The organism is Halomonas sp. DP1Y21-3, assembly GCF_019801245.1.
GTDB lineage: Bacteria > Pseudomonadota > Gammaproteobacteria > Pseudomonadales > Halomonadaceae > Halomonas > Halomonas litopenaei.
The window spans coordinates 50,922-71,449 of sequence record NZ_JAHVJM010000005.1 but is presented as its reverse complement, the minus strand read 5'-3'; the positions used below and the strand labels follow the sequence as shown (position 1 = coordinate 71,449).

General features: G+C 65.6%; 23 protein-coding genes. 15 read left to right on the top strand and 8 right to left on the bottom strand.

Annotation, left to right across the window (positions count from 1 at the left end; translation table 11 throughout):
• The first annotated feature begins 20 nt into the window (after positions 1 to 20).
• The 9 genes from metG (at position 21) to KUV74_RS15050 (ending at position 8,596) form a co-directional block, all read left to right on the top strand.
• Positions 21 to 2,063: a methionine--tRNA ligase gene (gene metG / locus KUV74_RS15090; protein WP_222516759.1), complete on the top strand. Its 2,043-nt coding sequence runs from the start codon at positions 21 to 23 to the stop codon at positions 2,061 to 2,063.
• A gap of 63 nt (positions 2,064 to 2,126) precedes the next feature.
• Positions 2,127 to 2,717 carry an electron transport complex subunit RsxA gene (gene rsxA, locus KUV74_RS15085; protein ID WP_045994778.1) on the top strand — a complete coding sequence of 197 codons (591 nt, stop codon included), beginning with the start codon at positions 2,127 to 2,129 and terminating at the stop codon, positions 2,715 to 2,717.
• Positions 2,714 to 3,280, top strand: coding sequence for an electron transport complex subunit RsxB (gene rsxB / locus KUV74_RS15080; protein ID WP_213227946.1), 567 nt, complete (start codon positions 2,714 to 2,716; stop codon positions 3,278 to 3,280). Before rsxA ends, rsxB begins: the two co-directional genes overlap by 4 nt.
• Positions 3,267 to 5,021: an electron transport complex subunit RsxC gene (rsxC, locus tag KUV74_RS15075; protein ID WP_222516758.1), complete on the top strand. Its 1,755-nt coding sequence runs from the start codon at positions 3,267 to 3,269 to the stop codon at positions 5,019 to 5,021. The genes rsxB and rsxC overlap by 14 nt, the downstream gene beginning before the upstream one ends.
• Entirely contained in the window at positions 5,018 to 6,052 is a 1,035-nt protein-coding gene (locus KUV74_RS15070) for an RnfABCDGE type electron transport complex subunit D (protein WP_108133361.1), read from the top strand. Before rsxC ends, KUV74_RS15070 begins: the two co-directional genes overlap by 4 nt.
• Before the next feature lie 74 nt (positions 6,053 to 6,126).
• Positions 6,127 to 6,669, top strand: a complete 543-nt coding sequence (locus KUV74_RS15065) for an RnfABCDGE type electron transport complex subunit G (protein ID WP_222516757.1) — start codon at positions 6,127 to 6,129, stop codon at positions 6,667 to 6,669.
• Positions 6,666 to 7,373, top strand: a complete 708-nt coding sequence (locus KUV74_RS15060; RefSeq protein ID WP_222516756.1) for an electron transport complex subunit E — start codon at positions 6,666 to 6,668, stop codon at positions 7,371 to 7,373. Before KUV74_RS15065 ends, KUV74_RS15060 begins: the two co-directional genes overlap by 4 nt.
• A 62-nt stretch (positions 7,374 to 7,435) precedes the next feature.
• The gene (nth, locus tag KUV74_RS15055) at positions 7,436 to 8,071 is read left to right on the top strand and encodes an endonuclease III (RefSeq protein ID WP_124804801.1); all 636 of its coding nucleotides are present in this window, start codon (positions 7,436 to 7,438) and stop codon (positions 8,069 to 8,071) included.
• A gap of 231 nt (positions 8,072 to 8,302) precedes the next feature.
• Positions 8,303 to 8,596 (top strand): hypothetical protein, encoded by a 294-nt coding sequence (locus KUV74_RS15050; RefSeq protein ID WP_045994784.1) that lies wholly within the window; start codon positions 8,303 to 8,305, stop codon positions 8,594 to 8,596.
• A gap of 177 nt (positions 8,597 to 8,773) precedes the next feature.
• On the opposite strand, the gene KUV74_RS15045 is transcribed toward KUV74_RS15050, so the two are convergent.
• From KUV74_RS15045 to KUV74_RS15020, 6 genes are all read right to left on the bottom strand, one after another.
• Positions 8,774 to 8,968: a hypothetical protein gene (locus tag KUV74_RS15045; RefSeq protein ID WP_045994785.1), complete on the bottom strand. Its 195-nt coding sequence runs from the start codon at positions 8,966 to 8,968 to the stop codon at positions 8,774 to 8,776.
• Positions 8,969 to 9,006: 38 nt separating this feature from the next.
• On the bottom strand, positions 9,007 to 10,215 hold the full coding sequence (locus KUV74_RS15040; protein ID WP_222516755.1) for a YeeE/YedE family protein: 1,209 nt from the start codon (positions 10,213 to 10,215) through the stop codon (positions 9,007 to 9,009).
• A gap of 210 nt (positions 10,216 to 10,425) precedes the next feature.
• On the bottom strand, positions 10,426 to 11,391 hold the full coding sequence (locus KUV74_RS15035; RefSeq protein WP_222516754.1) for a sulfurtransferase: 966 nt from the start codon (positions 11,389 to 11,391) through the stop codon (positions 10,426 to 10,428).
• Positions 11,392 to 11,705: 314 nt separating this feature from the next.
• Positions 11,706 to 12,380, bottom strand: coding sequence for a glutathione S-transferase family protein (locus KUV74_RS15030; protein WP_108449420.1), 675 nt, complete (start codon positions 12,378 to 12,380; stop codon positions 11,706 to 11,708).
• A 194-nt stretch (positions 12,381 to 12,574) separates the two neighbouring features.
• Positions 12,575 to 12,877 (bottom strand): HlyU family transcriptional regulator, encoded by a 303-nt coding sequence (locus KUV74_RS15025; protein WP_045994789.1) that lies wholly within the window; start codon positions 12,875 to 12,877, stop codon positions 12,575 to 12,577.
• 35 nt (positions 12,878 to 12,912) lie between these two features.
• Entirely contained in the window at positions 12,913 to 14,130 is a 1,218-nt protein-coding gene (locus KUV74_RS15020; protein ID WP_045994790.1) for an argininosuccinate synthase, read from the bottom strand.
• Positions 14,131 to 14,337: 207 nt separating this feature from the next.
• Here KUV74_RS15020 and rnt point away from each other — a divergent pair, with 207 nt between their 5' ends.
• Positions 14,338 to 15,003, top strand: a complete 666-nt coding sequence (gene rnt / locus KUV74_RS15015) for a ribonuclease T (protein ID WP_045994791.1) — start codon at positions 14,338 to 14,340, stop codon at positions 15,001 to 15,003.
• Between the two features lie 172 nt (positions 15,004 to 15,175).
• Here the strand turns inward: rnt and grxD are convergent, their stop codons facing one another.
• Positions 15,176 to 15,526 (bottom strand): Grx4 family monothiol glutaredoxin, encoded by a 351-nt coding sequence (gene grxD, locus KUV74_RS15010; protein WP_045994792.1) that lies wholly within the window; start codon positions 15,524 to 15,526, stop codon positions 15,176 to 15,178.
• Positions 15,527 to 15,763: 237 nt separating this feature from the next.
• Between grxD and argF the strand changes: the two genes are divergently transcribed.
• Together argF and KUV74_RS15000 are read left to right on the top strand one after the other, a co-directional pair.
• Positions 15,764 to 16,684, top strand: a complete 921-nt coding sequence (argF, locus tag KUV74_RS15005) for an ornithine carbamoyltransferase (protein WP_045994793.1) — start codon at positions 15,764 to 15,766, stop codon at positions 16,682 to 16,684.
• Positions 16,685 to 16,768: 84 nt separating this feature from the next.
• On the top strand, positions 16,769 to 17,071 hold the full coding sequence (locus KUV74_RS15000; protein WP_045994794.1) for a hypothetical protein: 303 nt from the start codon (positions 16,769 to 16,771) through the stop codon (positions 17,069 to 17,071).
• Between the two features lie 316 nt (positions 17,072 to 17,387).
• Here the strand turns inward: KUV74_RS15000 and KUV74_RS14995 are convergent, their stop codons facing one another.
• The gene (locus KUV74_RS14995) at positions 17,388 to 17,963 is read right to left on the bottom strand and encodes a carboxymuconolactone decarboxylase family protein (RefSeq protein WP_222516753.1); all 576 of its coding nucleotides are present in this window, start codon (positions 17,961 to 17,963) and stop codon (positions 17,388 to 17,390) included.
• 234 nt (positions 17,964 to 18,197) lie between these two features.
• Here KUV74_RS14995 and KUV74_RS14990 point away from each other — a divergent pair, with 234 nt between their 5' ends.
• From KUV74_RS14990 to KUV74_RS14980, 3 genes are read left to right on the top strand one after another with little or no spacing between them, the layout of a single operon-like run.
• Positions 18,198 to 19,118 (top strand): 3-keto-5-aminohexanoate cleavage protein, encoded by a 921-nt coding sequence (locus KUV74_RS14990; protein ID WP_108133355.1) that lies wholly within the window; start codon positions 18,198 to 18,200, stop codon positions 19,116 to 19,118.
• Positions 19,115 to 20,068, top strand: a complete 954-nt coding sequence (locus KUV74_RS14985; RefSeq protein WP_213227967.1) for an L-carnitine dehydrogenase — start codon at positions 19,115 to 19,117, stop codon at positions 20,066 to 20,068. The genes KUV74_RS14990 and KUV74_RS14985 overlap by 4 nt, the downstream gene beginning before the upstream one ends.
• Positions 20,068 to 20,520: a thioesterase family protein gene (locus KUV74_RS14980; protein WP_222516752.1), complete on the top strand. Its 453-nt coding sequence runs from the start codon at positions 20,068 to 20,070 to the stop codon at positions 20,518 to 20,520. The genes KUV74_RS14985 and KUV74_RS14980 overlap by 1 nt, the downstream gene beginning before the upstream one ends.
• Positions 20,521 to 20,528: the final 8 nt, after the last annotated feature.

Genomic DNA, 20,528 nt, shown 5'->3' with positions numbered 1-20,528 from the left:
ACGGGATATCACGTCACACCATGTCCATCACCGCACCCGACAAGCGCCAGATTCTGGTCACCAGCGCCTTGCCCTACGCCAACGGCGCCATTCACCTGGGCCACCTGCTGGAGTACATCCAGACGGATATCTGGGTGCGGTTCCAGAAGAGTCGCGGCCACCAGTGCCACTACGTCTGCGCCGATGACGCCCACGGCACCGCGATCATGCTGCGTGCCGAGCAGGAGGGCATCACCTCCGAGGCGCTGATCGACCGCGTATCCCGCGAACACCAGCAGGACTTCGCCCGTTTCGGCGTGGCCTTCGACAACTACCACTCGACCCACTCCGAGGAAAACCGCCACTTCAGCGAGCTTATCTATAAGCGCCTGCGCGACAAGGGGCACATCGCCACCCGTGACATCGAGCAGATGTACGATCCGGTCAAGGGTCTGTTCCTGGCCGATCGTTTCATCAAGGGCACTTGCCCCAAGTGCCACACCGCGGATCAGTACGGCGACAACTGCGAGGCTTGCGGCGCCACCTATACCCCTGCCGAGTTGATCGATCCGGTATCGGCTATTTCCGGCGCCACCCCGGAAGTCCGCAGCTCCACCCACTACTTCTTCAAGCTGCCTGACTTCGCCGACTTCCTCAGTGCCTGGATCAAGGACGACCATGTCCAGCCGCAGATCCGCAACAAGCTGATGGAATGGTTCGAGTCCGGCTTCAACGAGTGGGACATCAGCCGCGACGCGCCCTACTTCGGCTTCGAGATTCCTGACGCGCCAGGCAAGTACTTCTATGTCTGGCTGGACGCTCCGATCGGCTACCTGGCGAGCTTCAAGAACCTGTGCGAGCGTGAGGGGCTGGACTTCGACAGCTACTGGGAGCGCGATTCAAAGGCCGAGGTCTACCATTTCATCGGCAAGGACATCGTCTACTTCCACGCCCTGTTCTGGCCGGCGATGCTGCACGGGGCCGAGATGCGCACCCCCACCGCAGTCAACTGCCACGGCTTCGTCACGGTCAACGGCGCCAAGATGTCCAAGTCACGCGGCACCTTCATCAAGGCGGCGACCTACGCCGAGCATCTCAATCCCGAGTACCTGCGCTACTACTTCGCCGCCAAGCTCACCTCCCGGGTCGATGACCTCGACCTGAACCTGAAGGACTTCGCGCTCAGGGTCAATGCCGACCTGGTGGGCAAGGTGGTCAACATCGCCAGCCGCTGCGCCGGTTTCGTCAAGAAGCTCGGAGGTGGGCAGCTGTCGACTCACTGCGCCGAGCCGGACATGCTGGCGCGCTTCATCGCCGCCGGTGACGAGATCGCCGACTACTATGAACAGCGGGAGTTCGGCCGCGCCATGCGCAAGGTCATGGAGCTGGCCGACGAGGCCAACAGCTACATCGCCGACCAGGCGCCCTGGGTGCTGGCCAAGGAGGCAGGCCGCGAGCAGGAAGTGCTCGACATCTGCTCCATGGGGATCAACCTGTTCCGTCAGCTGATGGTCTACCTGGCCCCGGTGGTACCGGCCATGGCCGAACAGGCCAGACTGTTCATGAATCTCGACACCCTCGACTGGAACAGCCGCGAGACCTGGCTGGGCGATCACCCCGTCAACAAGTTCAAGCCGCTGATGACCCGAGTCGAGAACGATCGTATCGATGCCATGATCGAAGCATCGAAGGAGGATCTGGTGGAAGAACAGAAGCTCAAGGAAACGCCCAAGGGACCGCTGGCCGAGACGCCGATCGCCGACGAGATCAGCTTCGACGACTTCGCCAAGGTGGACCTGCGTATCGCCCGCATCGCCAAGGCGGAATACGTCGAAGGGGCCGACAAGCTGCTCAAGCTGTCGCTGGATCTCGGCGGCGAAAGCCGTCAGGTCTTCGCCGGCATCCGTCGCGCCTATTCGCCGGAGGCTCTCGAAGGCAAGCTGACCGTCATGGTGGCCAACCTGGCACCGCGCAAGATGCGCTTTGGTGTTTCCGAAGGCATGGTGCTGGCGGCTGGCAACGACGACGGCATCTATCTGCTCGAACCCCACAGTGGCGCAGAACCCGGCCAGCGGGTCAGCTAAGGGGTTCCATCACGCCCATCCGCCGGCGGGGTCCTGCCCGCCGGCCGTTACCTCGTGCATTCCATGACCGACGTTCTTCTCGTCCTCGTCAGTACCGCCCTGGTCAACAACTTCGTGCTGGTGCAGTTTCTCGGGTTATGCCCTTTCCTGGGGGTGTCCTCGAAGCTGGAATCGGCGCTGGGCATGTCCCTTGCCACCACCTTCGTACTGACCCTGTCATCGGCGGCCAGTCACCTGCTGCACCGTTATCTGCTGGTGCCGCTGGATCTTGAGTACCTGCGCACCATCGCCTTTATCGTGGTGATCGCCGTGGTAGTCCAGGCCACCGAGGTCATGGTGCGCCACCTGAGCCCCCTGCTGCATCGGGTGCTCGGCATCTTCCTGCCGTTGATTACCACCAACTGCGCGGTGCTGGGCGTGGCGCTGTTGAGCCTGGGGCGCGACGGCGGCTTCTTCGATGCACTGCTGTACGGATTCAGCGCCGCTCTGGGCTTTTCGCTGGTGCTGATCCTGCTGGCGGCCATGCGCGAACGCCTGGCGGGCGCCGATGTACCGCGCCCGTTTCGCGGTGCGGCCATCGCCATGATCACCGCCAGCCTGATGTCGCTGGCCTTCATGGGCTTTACCGGGCTTGCCACCGGGGGCTCTCCATGAGTCTGACGAGTCTTGTCGGCGTGGTCCTGATGGTCGCACTGATCGGTGTCTGCGGCGGACTGCTGGGCTGGCTGAACCGTCGCTTCAAGGACGGCGAGGATGGCCTGGTGGAGCAGATCGACGCCCTTTTGCCCCAGACCCAATGTGGCCAGTGTGGCTATCCCGGCTGTCGGCCCTACGCCGAAGCCGTCGAGCAGGGAGAGGCCATCAATCGCTGTCCACCGGGCGGCGAGGCAACCATCCTTGAGTTGGCCGAACTGCTTGGTCGGGAACCCCTGGCGCTCGACGGCGACGCCGACGATACCCCCCGGGTGGCCTTTATTCGGGAAGATGAATGCATTGGCTGCACCAAGTGCATCCAGGCCTGCCCGGTAGACGCCATCCTCGGCGCCTCGAAGATGATGCACACGGTCATCGCACACGAATGCACCGGCTGCGATCTGTGTATCGCCCCCTGCCCGGTGGACTGCATCGACATGCTGCCAAGAGAGCCACAACCCCGCTGGACCGCCGGCATCATCGCCAGCGACCGCACCACGGAGACGCTTCATGGCAGTGCTTGAGCGACTCTGGCGATCACTGGCGGCGGGTAGCCGGCCCGCCGGCGGCGTGCTGCCCCCTACCCGCAAGTCGCAGACCCGTGACCTGGGCATACGCACGCCGCCGCTACCGGCCAGGGTGACGTTGTTGCTGGAAGATGGCCGCGACCAGCCCTGGCGAGAGGTCCAGCCTATCGTCAAGCCAGGCCAGTACGTGCGTGCCGGCGAGCCAGTGGCACGCGCCGTCGGCCACCTGGCGCTGCCGGTGCACGCCAGCATCTCGGGCCACGTCAGCGCGCTGTTCATGCACGACGAGGCGGACGCCAGCGGACAACACCCGCCCGCCGTGGTGATCGAGGCAGACGGCGCTTCACAGCACCACTGGCTGCCGCCGCTCAACTGGCAAGGCGCGGCCCCCGGCGAGATCATCCAACGGATTGCCGACGCCGGCATCGCCGGCATGGGCGGCGGCGGATTTCCGGCCCATCTCAAGGTCCGCGCGGCATGCCAGGCGGGCATCGATACCCTGGTGGTCAACGCCGCCGAGTGCGAACCCTACCTGAGCGCCGATGACCAGACACTGCGCCAGCACACCGACCGGGTGCTGTCCGGTGCGGCGATGGTGGCCCATGCCACCGGGGCCGCCTCTATTGTCATCGGCATCGAAGACGACAAGCCCGAGGCGGCCAGCGCCGTGGAGGCCCGGCTAGGCGAGCTGCCCTGCCCGGCACGACTCGAGGTGATCCCAACCCGCTACCCCAGCGGCGGCGAGCGCCAGCTGATCGAGCGCCTGCTGGGCCGCCGTCTCGCCTCGGACCAGCTGCCGGTGGACGCCGGCGTGCTGTGTCACAATCCCGGGACCCTGGCGGCCATCCACGACGCGGTGGCGCTCGGCAAGCCGATGATCGAGCGCACCCTGACCCTGGCGGGCCGAGCACTGGCACGCCCCGGCAATGTCACCGCGCGCCTGGGCACCGCCATCGAACACCTGTTGAAGGACGCCGGCCTCGATCGCGCCAGATTGTCTCGGGTGATCGAAGGCGGTCCGATGATGGGCCAGGCGATCGAATCGCTTGACCAACCCATCACCCAGACCACCAACGGCCTGATCGCCGCTGACGCGGCAGAACTGCCGACACCGCCCCCCGCAAGCCCCTGCATCCGTTGCGGCGACTGCCAGCCGGCCTGCCCGGTGGGCCTTGCCCCTCAGCAGCTGTGGTGGCAGGCCCAGGCAGGCGAAGACCACAAGGCCGAGGCCAACGGCCTGTTCGACTGCATCGAGTGCGGCGCCTGCGATTACGTCTGCCCCAGCCACCTGCCGCTGGCCAACGGCTTCGGCGAGGCCAAGCAGCGCCTGCGCACCGCGCGCGCCGAGAGCGCCCGGGCCGACCAGGCCCGCCACCGCTTCGAGGCACGCCAGGCCCGCGAGCAGCGCGAGGCGGCCGAGCGTGAAGCACGTCGCCAGGCCCGTCGTCAGGCCGCCACCCGGCGCGGCCAGGAGCGTGACGCAAGCAGCGCCGAGGATAGCTCAGCCGGTGCAAAAGGCGCTGCCAGCGCCCCGGACGTGCGTGGCCTGCGCATCGCCCAGGCAGCCGCCAAGGCCGCGGCACGCAAGGCTGAGAAGGCGCTGGAGCGCGCCGCCCAGCAGCAGCAATCGGCGGATGTCCTCGCCGACCTCGAGACTCAGCTGGATACCGCCAGACAGCACCTCGCCGCCGCCGATGCACGACTCAAGGCCACCCGTCAGGAGGAAACCCGGCCATGAGCCACCTTCACCGCCACACCAGCGCAGACAGCGCTCGCCGTGGACACGACAGCGCTACCTTGATGCGTCGGGTGACGCTGGCCTGCCTGCCCGGACTCATCACCCAGAGCTGGTTCTTCGGCCTTGGCGTCGTCACCAACGTCATCACCGCAGCGGCCTGCTGTGTGCTGATCGAGGCGATGATGCTGGTGGCGCGTCGGCGGCCCGTCTCGCCGACCATCGCTGATGGCAGCGCCCTGTTGACCGGGGTACTGCTGGGTGCGGCGCTGCCGGCGGGCACCAGCCTGTGGCTGATCCTGATCGGCTCGCTTGCCGCCGTGGCGGTGGCCAAGCACCTTTACGGCGGGCTCGGCCAGAATCTGTTCAACCCCGCCATGGTGGGCTACGCCCTGCTGCTGGTGTCCTTCCCCACCCAGATGAGCCTGTGGCCCGCACCCTCGGGGCTATTCGGCCCCGACGCCGTCGAGCCCTCGACCTGGCTGGCACGTTGGCTGGGCCAGCACCCGCCAGCGGCACTGGATGCCATGAGCGGTGCCACACCGCTGGACGCCTACCGCCATCGCCCCGCAGACGCCAGCCTCGCCGAGCTAGTGGCACCAGCGGCGCTGGAGGCCTGGCGCAACGTCGCCGTGGCCTGGCTGGCCGGAGGTCTTTACCTGCTCTACCGCCGGCTGATCGACTGGCGCCTGCCGCTGTCGATGCTCGCCTCCATGGCCTTGCTCGCCTGGCTGTTCGATCAACTGTCGGCCAGCGGCGGAGTCGGCTTCCACCTGCTCGGGGGCGCGGCCATGTTCGGCGCCTTCTTTATCGTCACCGACCCGGTCAGCGCCGCCAGCGGTCGTCGTGCACGCCTGGCTTATGGTGCCGGCATCGGCGCCCTGACGATGATCATCCGTGCCTACGGCGGCTACCCTGACGCCGTGGCCTTCGCCGTGCTGCTGATGAACCTGGCCGCCCCCCTGCTCGACCAGCTGGTGCCCGACCGGCCATCGAATGCTCGAGCCACCCGGAGGCACAACGATGACGGCTAGCCAGCGACCCGCCCTGGTCAAGAGCGCTGATGAATAGCCCTGATAGCAACACGTCGGCTCCGCGAACACTGGCCGTGAAACTTGCCCTGTTCGCCCTGGTGACCCTGGGTGCGGTCAGCCTGACCCAGGCGCTCAGCGAGGGGCGTATCGAGGCCAATCGCCAGGCCCACCAGGACGCCCTGCTGCAAAGCCTGGCGCCTCAGGGCACCGCCAGGCTGGTGCCGGCGCCGGCCGGTGACCAAGGCTGGCAGGCGCTGGACGAAAGCGGCACGCTGCTCGCCACCCTGCAACCCTCGTCAGCGCTCGGCTACGCAGGCCCCGTCGAGGTGCTGGTGGCACTGACACCGCAGCGGCGTGTCACGGCAGTGCGCGTCGTCGATCACCGCGAGACGCCGGGTCTCGGCGACGCCATCGAGCGCCGCAAGGGTCCCTGGATCGATCAGTTCGAAGGCCTCGCTCGCCACCAGCTGGACCTGGCCCCGCAGGGCCCCATCGAGGCCCTGACCGGTGCCACCATCACCTCTCGCGCCGTCATCCAGGCAGTGAACGAAGCGGTGCTGACTGCAGGGTCGCCGCGTGATACGCCAGACGCCAGTAACCAGGAGCCCAGTCCATGACCCGCAGCGACGCTCGTGACATCGCCATCAAGGGGCTGTGGAGCAACAATCCCGCCCTGGTCCAGTTGCTCGGCCTGTGTCCGCTGCTGGCCGTCACCGGCAGTGTGGTCAATGGCCTGGGGCTCGGGATCGCCACCCTGGGGGTGATGCTCGGCGCCAGCGCCTCGGCCTCGGCGCTGCGCCACCAGGTACGCCCTGAGGTACGCCTGCCCGCCTTCGTGTTGATCATCGCTGCCTTCGTGACCTGCGTCGAACTGGCCATGGCGGCGCTGGCCTACGAGCTCTACCAGGTGCTCGGTATCTTCCTGCCGCTGATCGTCACCAATTGCGCCATCCTGGCTCGGGTCGAGGCCTTTGCCTCCCGCCAACCGCTCAAGCCGGCCCTGTTCGACGCCCTGATGAACGGCCTCGGCTTCTCTCTGGTGCTGGTGTTGATCGGGGGTATCCGCGAACTGCTGGGGCAAGGCACCCTGTTCGCCGGCATGGACCTGCTGCTGGGCGAGGCAGCCGGTGACTGGACACTGCACCTGCCGGGTGATGGCGGCATGCTGTTTCTGGTGCTGCCCCCGGGGGCCTTTCTGGTCACCGGGCTGCTGATCGCCGCGAAGAACGCCATCGACGACGCCGTGAAGCGCCGCCGCCCGGCGCCGACCCGGACGCCCAGGGACGAACGCCGGGTGCGGGTTACCGGAGTCGTGCGCTGAAGATCCGCCCGGCCTGGCCCGCTGTCGATTCAGCCCCTGGCTTGCCAACCAAAGAGACGAGCATGAACGCTGCCAAACGCCACGAGATCTTTACCCGCCTGCGGGCCCACAATCCCGAGCCGACCACCGAGCTCAACTGGAGCACACCGTTTGAGCTCTTGGCCGCGGTACTGCTGTCGGCGCAGGCCACCGACGTCGGCGTCAACAAGGCCACCGCTCGCCTGTTCCCGGTGGCCAACACACCCCAGGCGATCATCGATATCGGGATCGACGCGCTCAAGGAACACATCAAGACCATCGGCCTTTTCAACACCAAGGCCGAAAACCTGATGAAGACCTGCCATCTGCTGATCGAGCGCCATGATGGCGAGGTACCGGCCACCCGTCCGGCGCTGGAGGCCCTGCCCGGGGTCGGACGCAAGACCGCCAACGTGATCCTCAACACCGCCTTCGGCCAGCCCACCATCGCCGTGGACACCCACATCTTCCGGGTCTCCAACCGCACCGGCATCGCCAAGGGCAAGAACGTGGTGGAGGTCGAGGAACGGCTGGTGCGCCACGTCCCCCGCGAATTTCGCCAGGACGCCCACCACTGGTTGATCCTCCATGGTCGCTATACCTGCGTGGCACGCAAGCCACGTTGCGGCAGCTGTGTCATCGAGGATCTGTGCGAGTTCAAGGACAAGACCGACATCTAGACCTTGCATGGGCCGCGACTGCACCCAGCGACGGTTTTCGCCCGTCCTGGCCCCCAGCACCACAGACAAAAGCGCTCACCGACGAAAGCGCCCATCACCAAGGATGCGTGCCGGAAGCCGGAAGCCGAAAGCCGAAAGCCGAAAGCCAGGCGAATTACGCCAAAGTTCAAGCGCAGCCGGCGGCCAGACGCGTTAGCCTGAGGGCCCAAGTCTCAACATGAGCGGTTAACGATGCAGGAAGTGCTACAGCAACTCTGGATTCCGCTGGCCATGGCCGTGAGCTTTGGCGCCTTCACCGGCTCGCTGTTCCGGCTAAGTGGCCGCCCGGGCTCCGAGCGGCCACTGATGTTCCCGGTGCTTGGCCTGCTCGGCGGCCTGACCGCCTTCATGATCCACCAGGTGCTGGTGTGGACGGTGGGCGCGCCGACCTGGCTGTTACCGATCCTGGTGGTGCTCCAGGTCTGGCTGTGGCTCGGGCCGCTGGGGCCGAAGATCCCCCGCCGCGAACAGGACCCACGAGAATGATCGCCTCCCCGTCAGACTGACGACCACAAGAGGCGCCCCTGCCATGGCAGGGGCGCCTCTTTGTTGGCAAATACTGTCTGACGAACAGTGCCTGGACGGTAGAACGTCACCGAGCGCAGGCATAATTCCAGGCTTTCTACGAAAAGTCGGCGAGCGCAGGCACTTTTTATGCAAGCCCTATTGGCGAGTGGACGGGCACGGCGCCCCACAGGGCGCACAGGCGCTGGCGTCACGCTGGTTCAGCGAGGTGCGAGCGTGGCCGTCGCCCATGTTGAAGGCGAAGGTGGGACTGGCCAGGTGGTCGGCCATGATCAATACCAGAATCGCCAGCAACAGACCGATGACGCGGCTTCGATGATAGGCGGCTTTCATGGGAATCACCTTGAACAATGGATCAGTGGGTCGGTCGATCAGTTGGGCAGCCGGAACCAGGGGCGCAGGCGAATCCCCACCAGCGAACCGACGAAGGCGCAGGCGAACCACACCCAGGCGTGCAGGCTGCCCGAGGCCAGTCCCGAAAACAGCGCGCCGATATTGCAGCCGAAGCCCAGGCGGGCACCGTAGCCCAGCAGCAGGCCGCCGATGATCGCCGCCAGGAACTGACGTCCCTCGATGGGCTTGCGACTGGCTTCATTGAAGCGATTGGCCAGACCCGCCGCCAGCATGGCACCCAGCAGCAGACCGAAGTTCATCACCGAGGTGATGTTCACCAGCACCGAATCGGCCAGCGCCATGGCCGGGTAGTCCCAGGTCCAGAACTCGAACTGACTCATGTCCACGCCGATGGCCTGCAACGCCTTGGCGCCCCAAAGATTGAAGGCGAAGGTGATGCCCCAGGGCGCCCCGCCGATGGCCAGGGTCAGGGTGTTGCCGATCGCCAGCACCAGGATCGCCCAGACGAAGGGCCAGCGTCCCTGCACCAGGGTGCGCAGCACCCCGCCTTCGGCAGGTGCCAGGCGCAGCTCCGAACGTTCCAGCGAACCGTGGGCGCGGCGTTCCACGCGATTGACCCACAGCATCACCAGCGCCAGTCCCGCCCACTGTACCGCGATGGCGCCGATGACACCGACACTGTCGATCAGGCTGATCGGATCCAGGCTCGGCAGGTCGAGCCACCACGGCAGGTGGATCGAACCGACCACCGCACCGATGATGAAGAACGCAAGTGTCACCAGCATGCGCAGGTTGCCGGCGCCGACGGTAAACAGCGTGCCTGAGCCACAGCCTCCACCCAACTGCATGCCCAGGCCGAATACGAAGGAGCCCACCACCAGCGAGGTGCCGATGGGCGCCACCGCCCCCACCATGCCGGGCTCACCGCTGCCGAGCAGCGGAATCATCAGCGCAGAGGTCAGTGCAAACAGGATCAACTGGGCACGCATGCCGGCGCCGCGACGCTTGGTGACCAGATTGCGCCAGCCGGCGGTAAAGCCAAAGGCCCCATGGTAGAGCGCCATCCCCAGCGCGATACCGACGCCGAACAGCGCCACCAGGAAAGGAGCGGTCTCGAGCCACACCAGCCCGCCCAGGATCAGCATCCCGGCCAGGGCCACGCCGACGACGAAACGATCGACAGGAAGGCGGCCCTGGACGGGGGCCGCAGCGGAAGTCTGTGTCATGGTAGTGATCTACTCGTGATGAGAGGGCCACGCCGGCGACCCGGGGTCGGCGGCGTGGCGATAGCGTCAAACCCTGCCATCCAGCAACAGGTCCGGCACGGACGCAGAAGCGAGGCAACGATAACGTAGCAAAGGCGCAGCAATTGCGCGAAATCGACGCTTTAACAAGGCGCCAACCGGAGCCTCAAGGCAGCCGGAGCCTCAGGGCGATCAGTCGTCACCAAGGCCCAGGGCGTCGAGCACCTTGCCCAGTCCCTGCTTGGCCACCGCCAACGGGCGTGACTCGTCCTGGGTCCACTCGGCCATGGAGCCGTCATACAGTGCCACATTGTCGAAGCCGGCGATTTCGCTGAGCACGAACCAGTCGGTGGCGGCCCAGTGGCCGGTGTTGCAGAAGGCCACGGTCTTGGCGCTGGCGTCCAGCTCGGCCGCCTGTATCCGCGAGGTCACCTGGGCGGTGTCCAGACGCCAGGCGCCGCCATCGTTGGCCAGCAGGCTCTGGTGAGGCAGGTTCAAGGCACCCGGGATGGTGCCAGGGGCCGCCGCCGCCGGCGACTGATTGTCCCCCTTGAAGTAATCCTCGGGGCGAGCGTCGACCAGCTGTCCCTGGGACTCCCGTGCGGCCTCGACCTCTTCGGTGGTGGCCAGCAGTGACTCGTCCAGTTCGCCCTCGAAGCGCACCGGGTCGGGATATTCGACGGGGCCACTGGCGACCTCCAGCCCCTGTTCCTTCCAGCCCGCAAAGCCACCGTCGAGGATCGCCACCTGGTCATGGCTGAGTACCTTGAAGGTCCAGTAGACCCGTGCCGCGCTGCCGAAGTCGGTGGCACCCGTGCCCGCCGGCACCAGCACCACGGTATCGTCGTTGTCGATACCGAGCCCACCGATCAGCCGCTGTAGACTCGACACCGGCGGCATCACCCCGGTGACGCCGTCACGGCTCTCGCGCCAGCCGTCTTCGGTATAGCTCGAGTACAGGCTGCCCGGGATATGGGCGCCTTCGAAGCTCGAGCGATCGCCGCCATTGTCGATGCTGGAGCGAATGTCCAGCACCACCAGATTATCGTTGTCCAGATGCTCGCTCAGCCAGGCGGGGCTGACCAGCGGATCGACCTCAAGCGCCTGGGCGGAGCCTGCCACCAGCAAGGCACCGGCAAATGTCAGGGACCTCAGCATGATCTTGACCTCCTAGGTGGGTGTTGACGCCCATTATCCCGCTCGGAGCAGCAAACTCAATATGCTTGCAATGAATAATAATTTTCATGCTCATAACTTGCCGACATGAATATTCGCTCCAGCGAATGCCGCGCAACGGAGCAGGCGCAATGCCTTGTCAGGCAAGGCGCTTGGTAGCACACCCCTCGTGCACGCTCCTACTGTCACGCTCCTCATGCGAGGTCCTTCCCACAAGGTGCTTGCCAAAAGGTCCTTCGGCCATTCCCACAGGATCCTTTCTGCCAGACGATGCGCGAGCGTCCTTCCGCACCAGGTTACAGCGACAGTTCGCCTCCCCGTTCGACGGCGCGGACATAGCCGGGCCGTTGGCGACAGCGCTCGACAAAGGCGCCAAGCTGCGGGTGGTCGCCCAGCTGGCCACGACCTTCCAGCGCCAGCAGCGGGAAGCTCATCTGTATGTCGGCGGCACTGAAGCGCTCGCCCGCGAACCATTCTCGCCCTTCCAGGCTGTGCTCCCAGAAGTCCATCAGACGGAGGATCTCCGGCCCCAGATACTGCTTGCGCACGCCCTCGGCAAAGAGCCGGCCCAGGGGCCGCATCAGCGCCGGCACCGGCGGTTTGCCGAGTCGGCTGAACACCAGATTCATGACCAGTGGCGGCATGGCCGAGGCCTCGGCGTGGTGCATCCAGAACACGAAGTCGGTGGTGTCGGCGCTTGACGGCTCCGGCCACAGTCGATGCTCGGTATCGAAGCGCCTGAGCAGGTAGTCGATGATGGCGCCGCTCTCAGCCACCACGCGGCTACCTGCGTCTTCATCGGTGATTACCGGGGACTTGCCCAGCGGGTGCACCTGCTTGAGTGCGGCGGGTGCCAGCATGGTCTTCGGATCTCTGGCGTACTGGCGGATCTCGTAGTCCACGCCCAGCTCTTCCAGCAGCCAGACGATACGCAGTGAACGCGAATTTTCCAGATGGTGCACGACGATCATGGGACTCTCCTTGGAACGAGTCATGCCTTGAGCCGGGTCTTTCCCTGAGACAGGCAATGGCCTGAGGTGCGGCTCTCCCCGGCATGGGCCGGGGCGTATTGATTGGGCTGACGGGTGCGGCGGCGACCTGCCTGAAACAACCGCCCCACAGACACAAACGGCGCCCCGGAGGGCGCCGTTGTCGTGGTGAGCAATCAGCGCGGTTCGAACATCTCGTCGCCGACTTCATCGATGTAGCGTTCGGCCTTCTGCCGCATCAGGGCGTCACAGGCTTCCCGCCCCGGCACCAGGTCGGATCGCTCGAACCGATGCTCCAGCGTCTCGCCGCCCTCGATGGGCTTGCGGATGACACCGCTGACGCGGAACTGACCGCCCTGTTCCTCGGGTTGCGAGATGATCAGGTAACCACGGTACTCGACCGCTTCGGCCTCGGGCGCGGCCCGGGACGACGACTTGCCGTCCCCCTTGAACAGCGCTCCGAACAGTTGCTTCAGCATGGGAACTCCTTTGGCCTGTCGCGCGACGTTACCACTCAGTCCTGACGACGACCCTTGCCGGCAGCGATGCGCAGACGCAGGGCGTTGAGCTTGATGAAGCCTTCGGCGTCCTTCTGATCGTAGGCGCCCTGGTCATCCTCGAAGGTGGCGATGGACTCGTCGAACAGCGACTCGTCGGAGCGGCGACCGGCGACGATGGCGTTGCCCTTGTAGAGCTTCATGCGCACCACACCGGAGACGTTCTTCTGGGTCTCGTCGATGGCCGCCTGCAGCATGCGGCGCTCGGGGCTCCACCAGTAGCCGTTGTAGATCACCTCGGCGTACTTCGGCATCAGCTCGTCTTTCAGGTGGGCCTCTTCGCGGTCGAGTGTCAGCGACTCGATGGCGCGGTGAGCACGCAGCATGATGGTGCCCCCGGGCGTTTCGTAGCAGCCGCGGGACTTCATGCCGACGTAGCGGTTCTCGACGATGTCGAGACGGCCGATACCATTGTCGCCACCCAGCTTGTTGAGCTTCTCGAGCACCTCGTGGGGCTTCATCGGCTCGCCGTCGATGGCCACGATGTCACCCTTGTCGAAGGTCAGCTCGACGTAGGTCGGGGTATCCGGGGCGGCCTCCGGCGACACGCTCCAGCGCCACATGTCTTCCTCGGCCTCGGCCCAGGGATCCTCGAGGATGCCGCCCTCGTAGGAGATATGCAGCAGGTTGGCGTCCATGGAGTACGGCGACTTCTTCTTCTTGCTGAAGTCCACCGGAATATCGTGCTGCTGGCAGTAGGCCATCAGCTTCTCGCGGGAGTTGAGGTCCCACTCGCGCCACGGGGCGATCACCTTGACGCCGGGCTTGAGCGCATAGCCGCCAAGCTCGAAACGAACCTGATCGTTGCCCTTGCCGGTGGCGCCGTGAGAAATCGCGTCGGCACCGGTCTGGTTGGCGATCTCGATCAGGCGGCGGGCGATCAGCGGACGGGCGATGGAGGTGCCCAGCAGGTACTCGCCCTCGTAGATGGTGTTGGCGCGGAACATCGGATAGACGTAGTCGCGCACGAATTCTTCGCGCAGGTCCTCGATGTAGATTTCCTTGACGCCCAGGGCCTCGGCCTTGGCACGGGCAGGCTCGACTTCCTCGCCCTGACCGATGTCAGCGGTGAAGGTCACCACCTCGCAGTCGTACGTTTCCTGCAACCACTTGACGATGACGGATGTGTCCAGTCCGCCGGAATAGGCGAGCACGACCTTCTTTACATCGGACATGCTAGGGGCTCCTTCTTGTAACCAACCATGGTGTGACCAACGCATTCGCGGCGCGAATAACGCCCGAAGAGCGCCGATTATAGCGTGCATCTGGGGTGCCGAATACCGGCCACGGGACGCCGCTGCCCCAAACTGCTAGACTTTCGCCGTTTCGGCCTGCCAACAGCAGGCCCCCTGACCCCACACGGCCCGACTAAGGAGAGGTGCATGAGCGAGCTGATCGCCCGCGAACTCATGGCGCAACGTTTTCGCAGTTTTCTGCCGGTGGTGGTGGATATCGAGACCGGCGGCTTCAACCCGGAATCCGACGCCCTGCTGGAGATCGCCGCCGTCACCCTGACCATGGACCCGGAGGGCAACCTGCTGCCCGACGCCACCTTCGCCTACCACATCGAACCCTTTGCCGGTGCCAATGTGGAGCAGGCAGCGCTGGATTTCACCGGCATCCGCCTCGATGACCCGCTGCGCAAGCAGGTGGCGGTCAGCGAGTCCGAGGCGCTTGGCGAGATATTTCGACCGGTGCGCAAGGCGATCAAGGCACACGGCTGTACCAGAGCCATCCTGGTGGGTCATAACGCCGCCTTCGACCACGGCTTTCTCAACGCCGCGGTCAATCGCTGCGAGATCAAGCGCAACCCCTTCCACCCCTTCTCGAGCTTCGACACCGCCTCGCTTGCCGGCCTGGTCTACGGCCAGACCGTGCTCGCCCGGGCCTGTCGCGCCGCCGGTATCGAGTTCGACAACAACGCCGCGCACTCGGCCCGCTACGACACCGAGCGCACCGCCGAGCTGTTCTGCGCCATGGTCAATCGCTACAAGGACCTGGGCGGATGGCGGCTGGCCCAGCAGGAGCAAGGCATGGAAGAGGATTGATCCCCTTCGGCCACTAAAGTCTCAAGACGATAAAGGCCCCGATGGTCGATGACCATCGGGGCCTTTATCGTAGGTGCGAAGCTTTCGCGGCAGCCGGTCGACGCGGTCCCACCGGACACCGCCTTATGGAAAGGCGTTGGCCTGGCGGGCGCACGGCCACCAACAGCGCTCTTTAGTCGGCAGCGCCTTCCTCGTTCTGGCGGGCACGCTCGGCGGCCTGCTTGACCAGCGGCTCGAGTTCGCCGTTGTTGTGCATCTCGACGACGATGTCGCAGCCGCCGACCAGCTCGCCTTCCACCCACAGCTGCGGGAACGTCGGCCAGTTGGCCACCTTGGGCAGCTCCGCGCGGATGTCGGGGTTGTCCAGCACGTTGACGAAGGCAAAGCGCTCGCCACAGGCCATCAGCGCCTGCACGGTCTGGGCGGAGAAGCCGCACTGCGGCAGCTGCGGAGACCCCTTCATGTAGATCAGGATGGGATTTTCACTGATCTGGCGCTGAATATTCTCGACGGTGGTACTCATCACGGCTCCTCGTTGAAACGGGCTTGGCTTGCTCGCCCTTGCTAAGTGACGCAGACCGGGACAATGGGGGCATCCCGCCCCATTTTCAATGCGGCCCCGGCGGACTACCTCGCAGGAGGCAATACCCGATGGCCACACTCGGCCTTTGCATGGCCGCATTGTACGGCCCGGCGGCGCGTTGCGCATCCCCTCGGGGCTGGCTAGGATGGTCGTTTTTTACCTCGTTGGAGAGATGCCATGGCCACCCGCCACTTCCTGACCCTACTGGACCTGAGCCAGGATGAACTGCGCTACCTCATCCAGCGCGCCATCACCATCAAGAACGGCCTCAAGGCCCACGGCCCGACCTACACGCCGTTCACCAACCGCACCCTGGCGATGATCTTCGAGAAATCCTCGACCCGTACCCGGGTGTCCTTCGAGACCGCCATGGCCCAGTTTGGCGGGCACGCCCTGTTTCTGTCACCGCGCGACACCCAGTTGGGGCGCGGCGAGCCCATCGGTGACACCGCGCGGGTGCTCTCGGAGATGGTCGATGCGGTGATGATCCGCACCTTTTCCCACCAGGGTCTCGAGGAATTCGCCGCCGCCAGTGACGTGCCGGTGATCAACGCCCTGACCGACGACTACCATCCGTGCCAGCTGCTGGCCGATGTCATGACCTGGACCGAGCTGCGCGGCAGCGTCAAGGGCCGCACCGCGGTGTGGATCGGCGACGGCAACAACATGTGCCACTCCTGGATCAACGCCGCGCGTCAGTTCGACTTCAAGCTGCGTATCTGCTGCCCCGAGGGCTACGACCCCCGCGAGGATATCCTGGCCGCCGCCGGTGATCGGGTGGTGATCGAGCGCGACCCGATGACCGCCGTGGCCGGCGCCGACCTCGTCACCACCGACGTCTGGGCCTCCATGGGCCAGGAGGAAGAGCAGGCTCGTCGCGAGGCGGACTTTGCCGGTTTCCAGGTCACAGAAGCGATGCTCGACGCCGCCGCCAAGGACGTGCTGTTCCTGCATTGCCTGCCGGCCCACCGCGGTGAGGAGATCAGCGAGACCCTGCTCGACGATCCCCGCGCGGTCGTCTGGCAGGAAGCCGGCAACCGCCTGCACGCCCAGAAGGCGCTGCTGGAGTTCTTGATGCTGGGTCAGGTCAACGGCTGAGATCCTGGTCGACGCACTTATAGACTTTGGTCTAATTCGACGATTGTCGTATACTGGTCCCATCTTCTTATTCGGGATGGGACCATGGCCCTCACCGCTGATCACAACGACACCGCCCAGCGCATCGACCTCACCGCCTTCATCGAGGATCTCTACCGCGATGGCGAGGTGCTGGAGGCGATCACCCAGCCCAGTCGCGGGCTCAGCGCCGAGCGGCTCGATTCTCTGACCCGCTCACGGTCCCAGGCCTCGCGTCTGCGCCGCCTATTGCGCCAGGCGCTGGTGGCCCACAATAGCCAGGGGCGGCTGGTGCTCACCACCACCGGACGTGAACTGGCCTTTGATCTCTATGGTGTCGGCGCCGCCGACCTTCACGCCAGCGCCTGAGGTCTAAAGCGAGCGACCGACGCTGCTGTCTGCGTGTCGCCAGCCATCAACAGCCAGGCGATAAATAGCCAGGCGGTCTCCTGACACCAGCCAGATATGCCAAGGGCGCCCAGCGGGCGCCCTTGGTGCTTCTACTATCGTTTCTTGGCCGTATCGTTTCTTGCCACTATTCGTTTTTACCAGTAGCGGCTCTTGCCAATATCCGTTGTTTACCGGTGGCCTTTGCCAGCGGCGGTTGTTGTTGTCTCAGGCCTATGCAAACAGCAGTCTGCCGCTTGGCTGCACGCCACTGCGTCGCCGGTGAAGGCCCCCTCGATCAGGCCGCCGCGTCGGTACCTGCAGCCCCCTTCGTCCAGGCGTGGCGCTTGAAGGCGTCGTCGATGGGCGTGTCCGCCAGGTGGTTCACGTAGTTCGACAGAATCTTCTGGCTCACCCCCAGCACGATATCCAGCAGCTGCTGCCGGGTGAAGCCCGCCTCGAGGAAGTGCTCCACCACGGCCGGATCCGGACGTCCGCGATCACGCACGATGGCCAGCGTGGTCTGGCGCAGCAGCTCCAGACGAGCGTCTTCCAGCGGCTGCTGGTCGCGCAGCGCCTGGGTGATGGCGGGGTCCACCTTCATCATGCCGGCCACCGCCGTGTGCACGGCCACACAGTACTCGCAATCATGCTCGACGTTGATCGCCTGCCATACCACCGTCTTCTCGGCGGCATCGAAACTCGAGGCGAGAAACAGCTCATGCAGTCGCTGGTAGGCCTCCAGCACGCCCGGCGCTTCGGCCATCACGCTATACAGGGCCGGGATCATGCCCATCTCCTTCTGCGCCTTCTCGAGCAGGGGGCGGCTTCTTTCGGGGGCGCTGGACAGATCGTGCTGAGTAAAGTCGGTCATGGGTCTCTATTCCAATACAGAGGTGAAGGGATACGTCGATGAACGTGCTACTTGGTGGCGCTCGTTGCCGAATCCTTTCCCCGCGCTCTCCCTACCCTCCTCATCACGCCTGTTCTGGCACAGATTGGCAGCGACACCAAGGATGTCGCATGACGTCAACAAAACGACGCCCGGTGCCAAGTGACAGGCCGTCATCTTCGCCACACTGCGCCCATTCACGACGAGGAGAGCATCATGAACCGCAACGTCATTCTGACCTGCGCCGTGACCGGCGCCGGCGACACCACCGCCAAGAGCGACAAGGTCCCGGTCACCCCCGAGCAGATCGCCAACGACTGCATCGAGGCCGCCAAGGCCGGCGCCAGCATCGCCCACATCCACGTGCGCGACCCCGAGACCGGTGGCGTCAGCCACTCGCTGGATCACTTCCGCGAGGTGATGGAGCGGGTGCGCGAGGCCGACACCGACATCGTCATGAACATCACCGCCGGCGGTGGCGGGGACTGGATTCCGGACAGCCAGGATCCGACCCGTGGCGGCCCCGGCACCGACATCCAGACCCCGGCCCAGCGCCATGAGCCGGTGGGCGAGCTGCTGCCTGAGCTGTGCACCCTGGACTGCGGCAGCCTCAACTTTGGCGACATGATCTACGTCAACTCCGCCGACTGGCTGCGTGAACACGCCCGCCTGGTGCAGGCCGCCGGGGTCAAGCCGGAGCTCGAGTGCTTCGACCTGGGCCACGTATGGTTCGCCCGCCAGCTCCAGGCCGAAGGCCTGATCGACGGTGACCCGCTCTACCAGCTTTGCCTGGGCATCCCCTGGGGCGCCGAGGCCGACACCGAGACCATGCTGGCCATGCGCAACAAGCTGCCGACCAACGCCAACTGGGCGGCCTTCGGCATCGGTCGCCACCAGATGCCCATGGCCGCCCAGGCGGTACTGCTCGGCGGCCACGCCCGCGTCGGCCTCGAGGACAACCTCTACCTGGAAAAGGGAGTACTGGCCTCCAACGCCCAGCTGGTCGAGAAGGCCGGTCGGATGATCAACCACCTTGGCGCCAACGTGATGACCCCGGCCGAAACCCGCAAGTTCCTCAAGCTGCGCGACCCGTCCACCGGTCAGATCGCCGGCGACAGCGCTGGAGGTGATGCATGAAACAGCTATCCGTCATCGGTACCGGCGTCATCGGCAACGGCTGGATCGCTCGCGCCCTGGCCAACGGCTGGCGTGTTGCCGCCTTTGACCCCGACCCCAAGGCCGAGGCACGCACCCGTGCCTTCGTCGACAATGCCTGGCCGTCACTGGAAAAACGGGGCCTGGCCGAGGGCGCAAGCCCCGACAACCTGCGCTTTGCGACCTCGCTGGAAGCCGCAGTGGACGGCGCCGACCTGATCCAGGAAAACGTGCCCGAGCGCCTCGAGCTCAAGCGCAGCATCCTGGCCCAGATCGACGCCGCGGCGCCGCCTGAGGTGCTGATCGGCTCCTCGACCTCGGGCTTCAAGCCCAGCGACCTGCAACAGGGCTGTCAGCACGCGCCCGGCCGGGTCATCGTCGCCCATCCCTTCAATCCGGTGTATCTGCTGCCGCTGGTCGAGCTGGTCGGCGGCGAGGCCACCCAGGCCGAGCACACCGAGCGGGCCCAGGCGCTGTACCAGGCACTCGACATGCGCCCGCTGGTGGTGCGTCGCGAGATCGAAGGGCATATCGCCGATCGCCTGATGGAGGCGCTGTGGCGGGAGTCCCTGCATCTGGTCAACGACGGTGTCGCCACCACAGAAGAGATCGACGCCGCCGTGGTCTACGGCTGCGGCCTGCGCTGGTCACTGATGGGCACCTTCCTGACCTTCCATCTGGCCGGCGGCGATCAGGGCATGCGCCACATGCTGGAACAGTTCGGCCCCGCCCTGAAGCTGCCCTGGACCAAGCTCGAGGCCCCGGAGCTGACCGACGAGCTGATCGATCGGGTGGTCGAGGGCTGCGAGCACCAGGCCGCGGGTCGCAGCGTGTCCGAGCTGGATCGCCGTCGTGACGACTTTCTGGTCGAGCTGCTCGGGCTGGTCCAGAAGTACTGGCCGGAGGCGGAAGGCCTCGAGGGGCGCATCTGATGGCGCTGCTCGACACCGACGTCAAGCCTGACTGGGTCGACTACAACGGCCATATGAACGACGCCGAGTACGCCAGGGTGTTTTCCCTGGCGGTCGACACCCTGATGGAGCGCATCGGCCTCGACGAGGCCGGGCGCGACCGGCACGGCTACACCCTCTACACCCTGGAGACCCATCTGCGCTACCTGTGCGAGGCCCACCAGGGGCAGCCCCTTCAGGTCGAGGTCGCGCTGGTCGATCGTGACGCCAAGCGCCTGCATCTGTGGTTCGAGCTGTACAGCGGCGAACAGCTGCTGGCCACCAGCGAACAGATGTTGATGGGCATCGACCTCGACAGCGGTCGACCGGGACCTTTCCCCGAGGCGGTGGACACCGCCATCGCTGCGCTGCCGGTCATCTCATCGCCCGCTCCCGAGGGACTCGGGCGGCGTATCGGCATCGTCCGACGCTGACGGCGCCA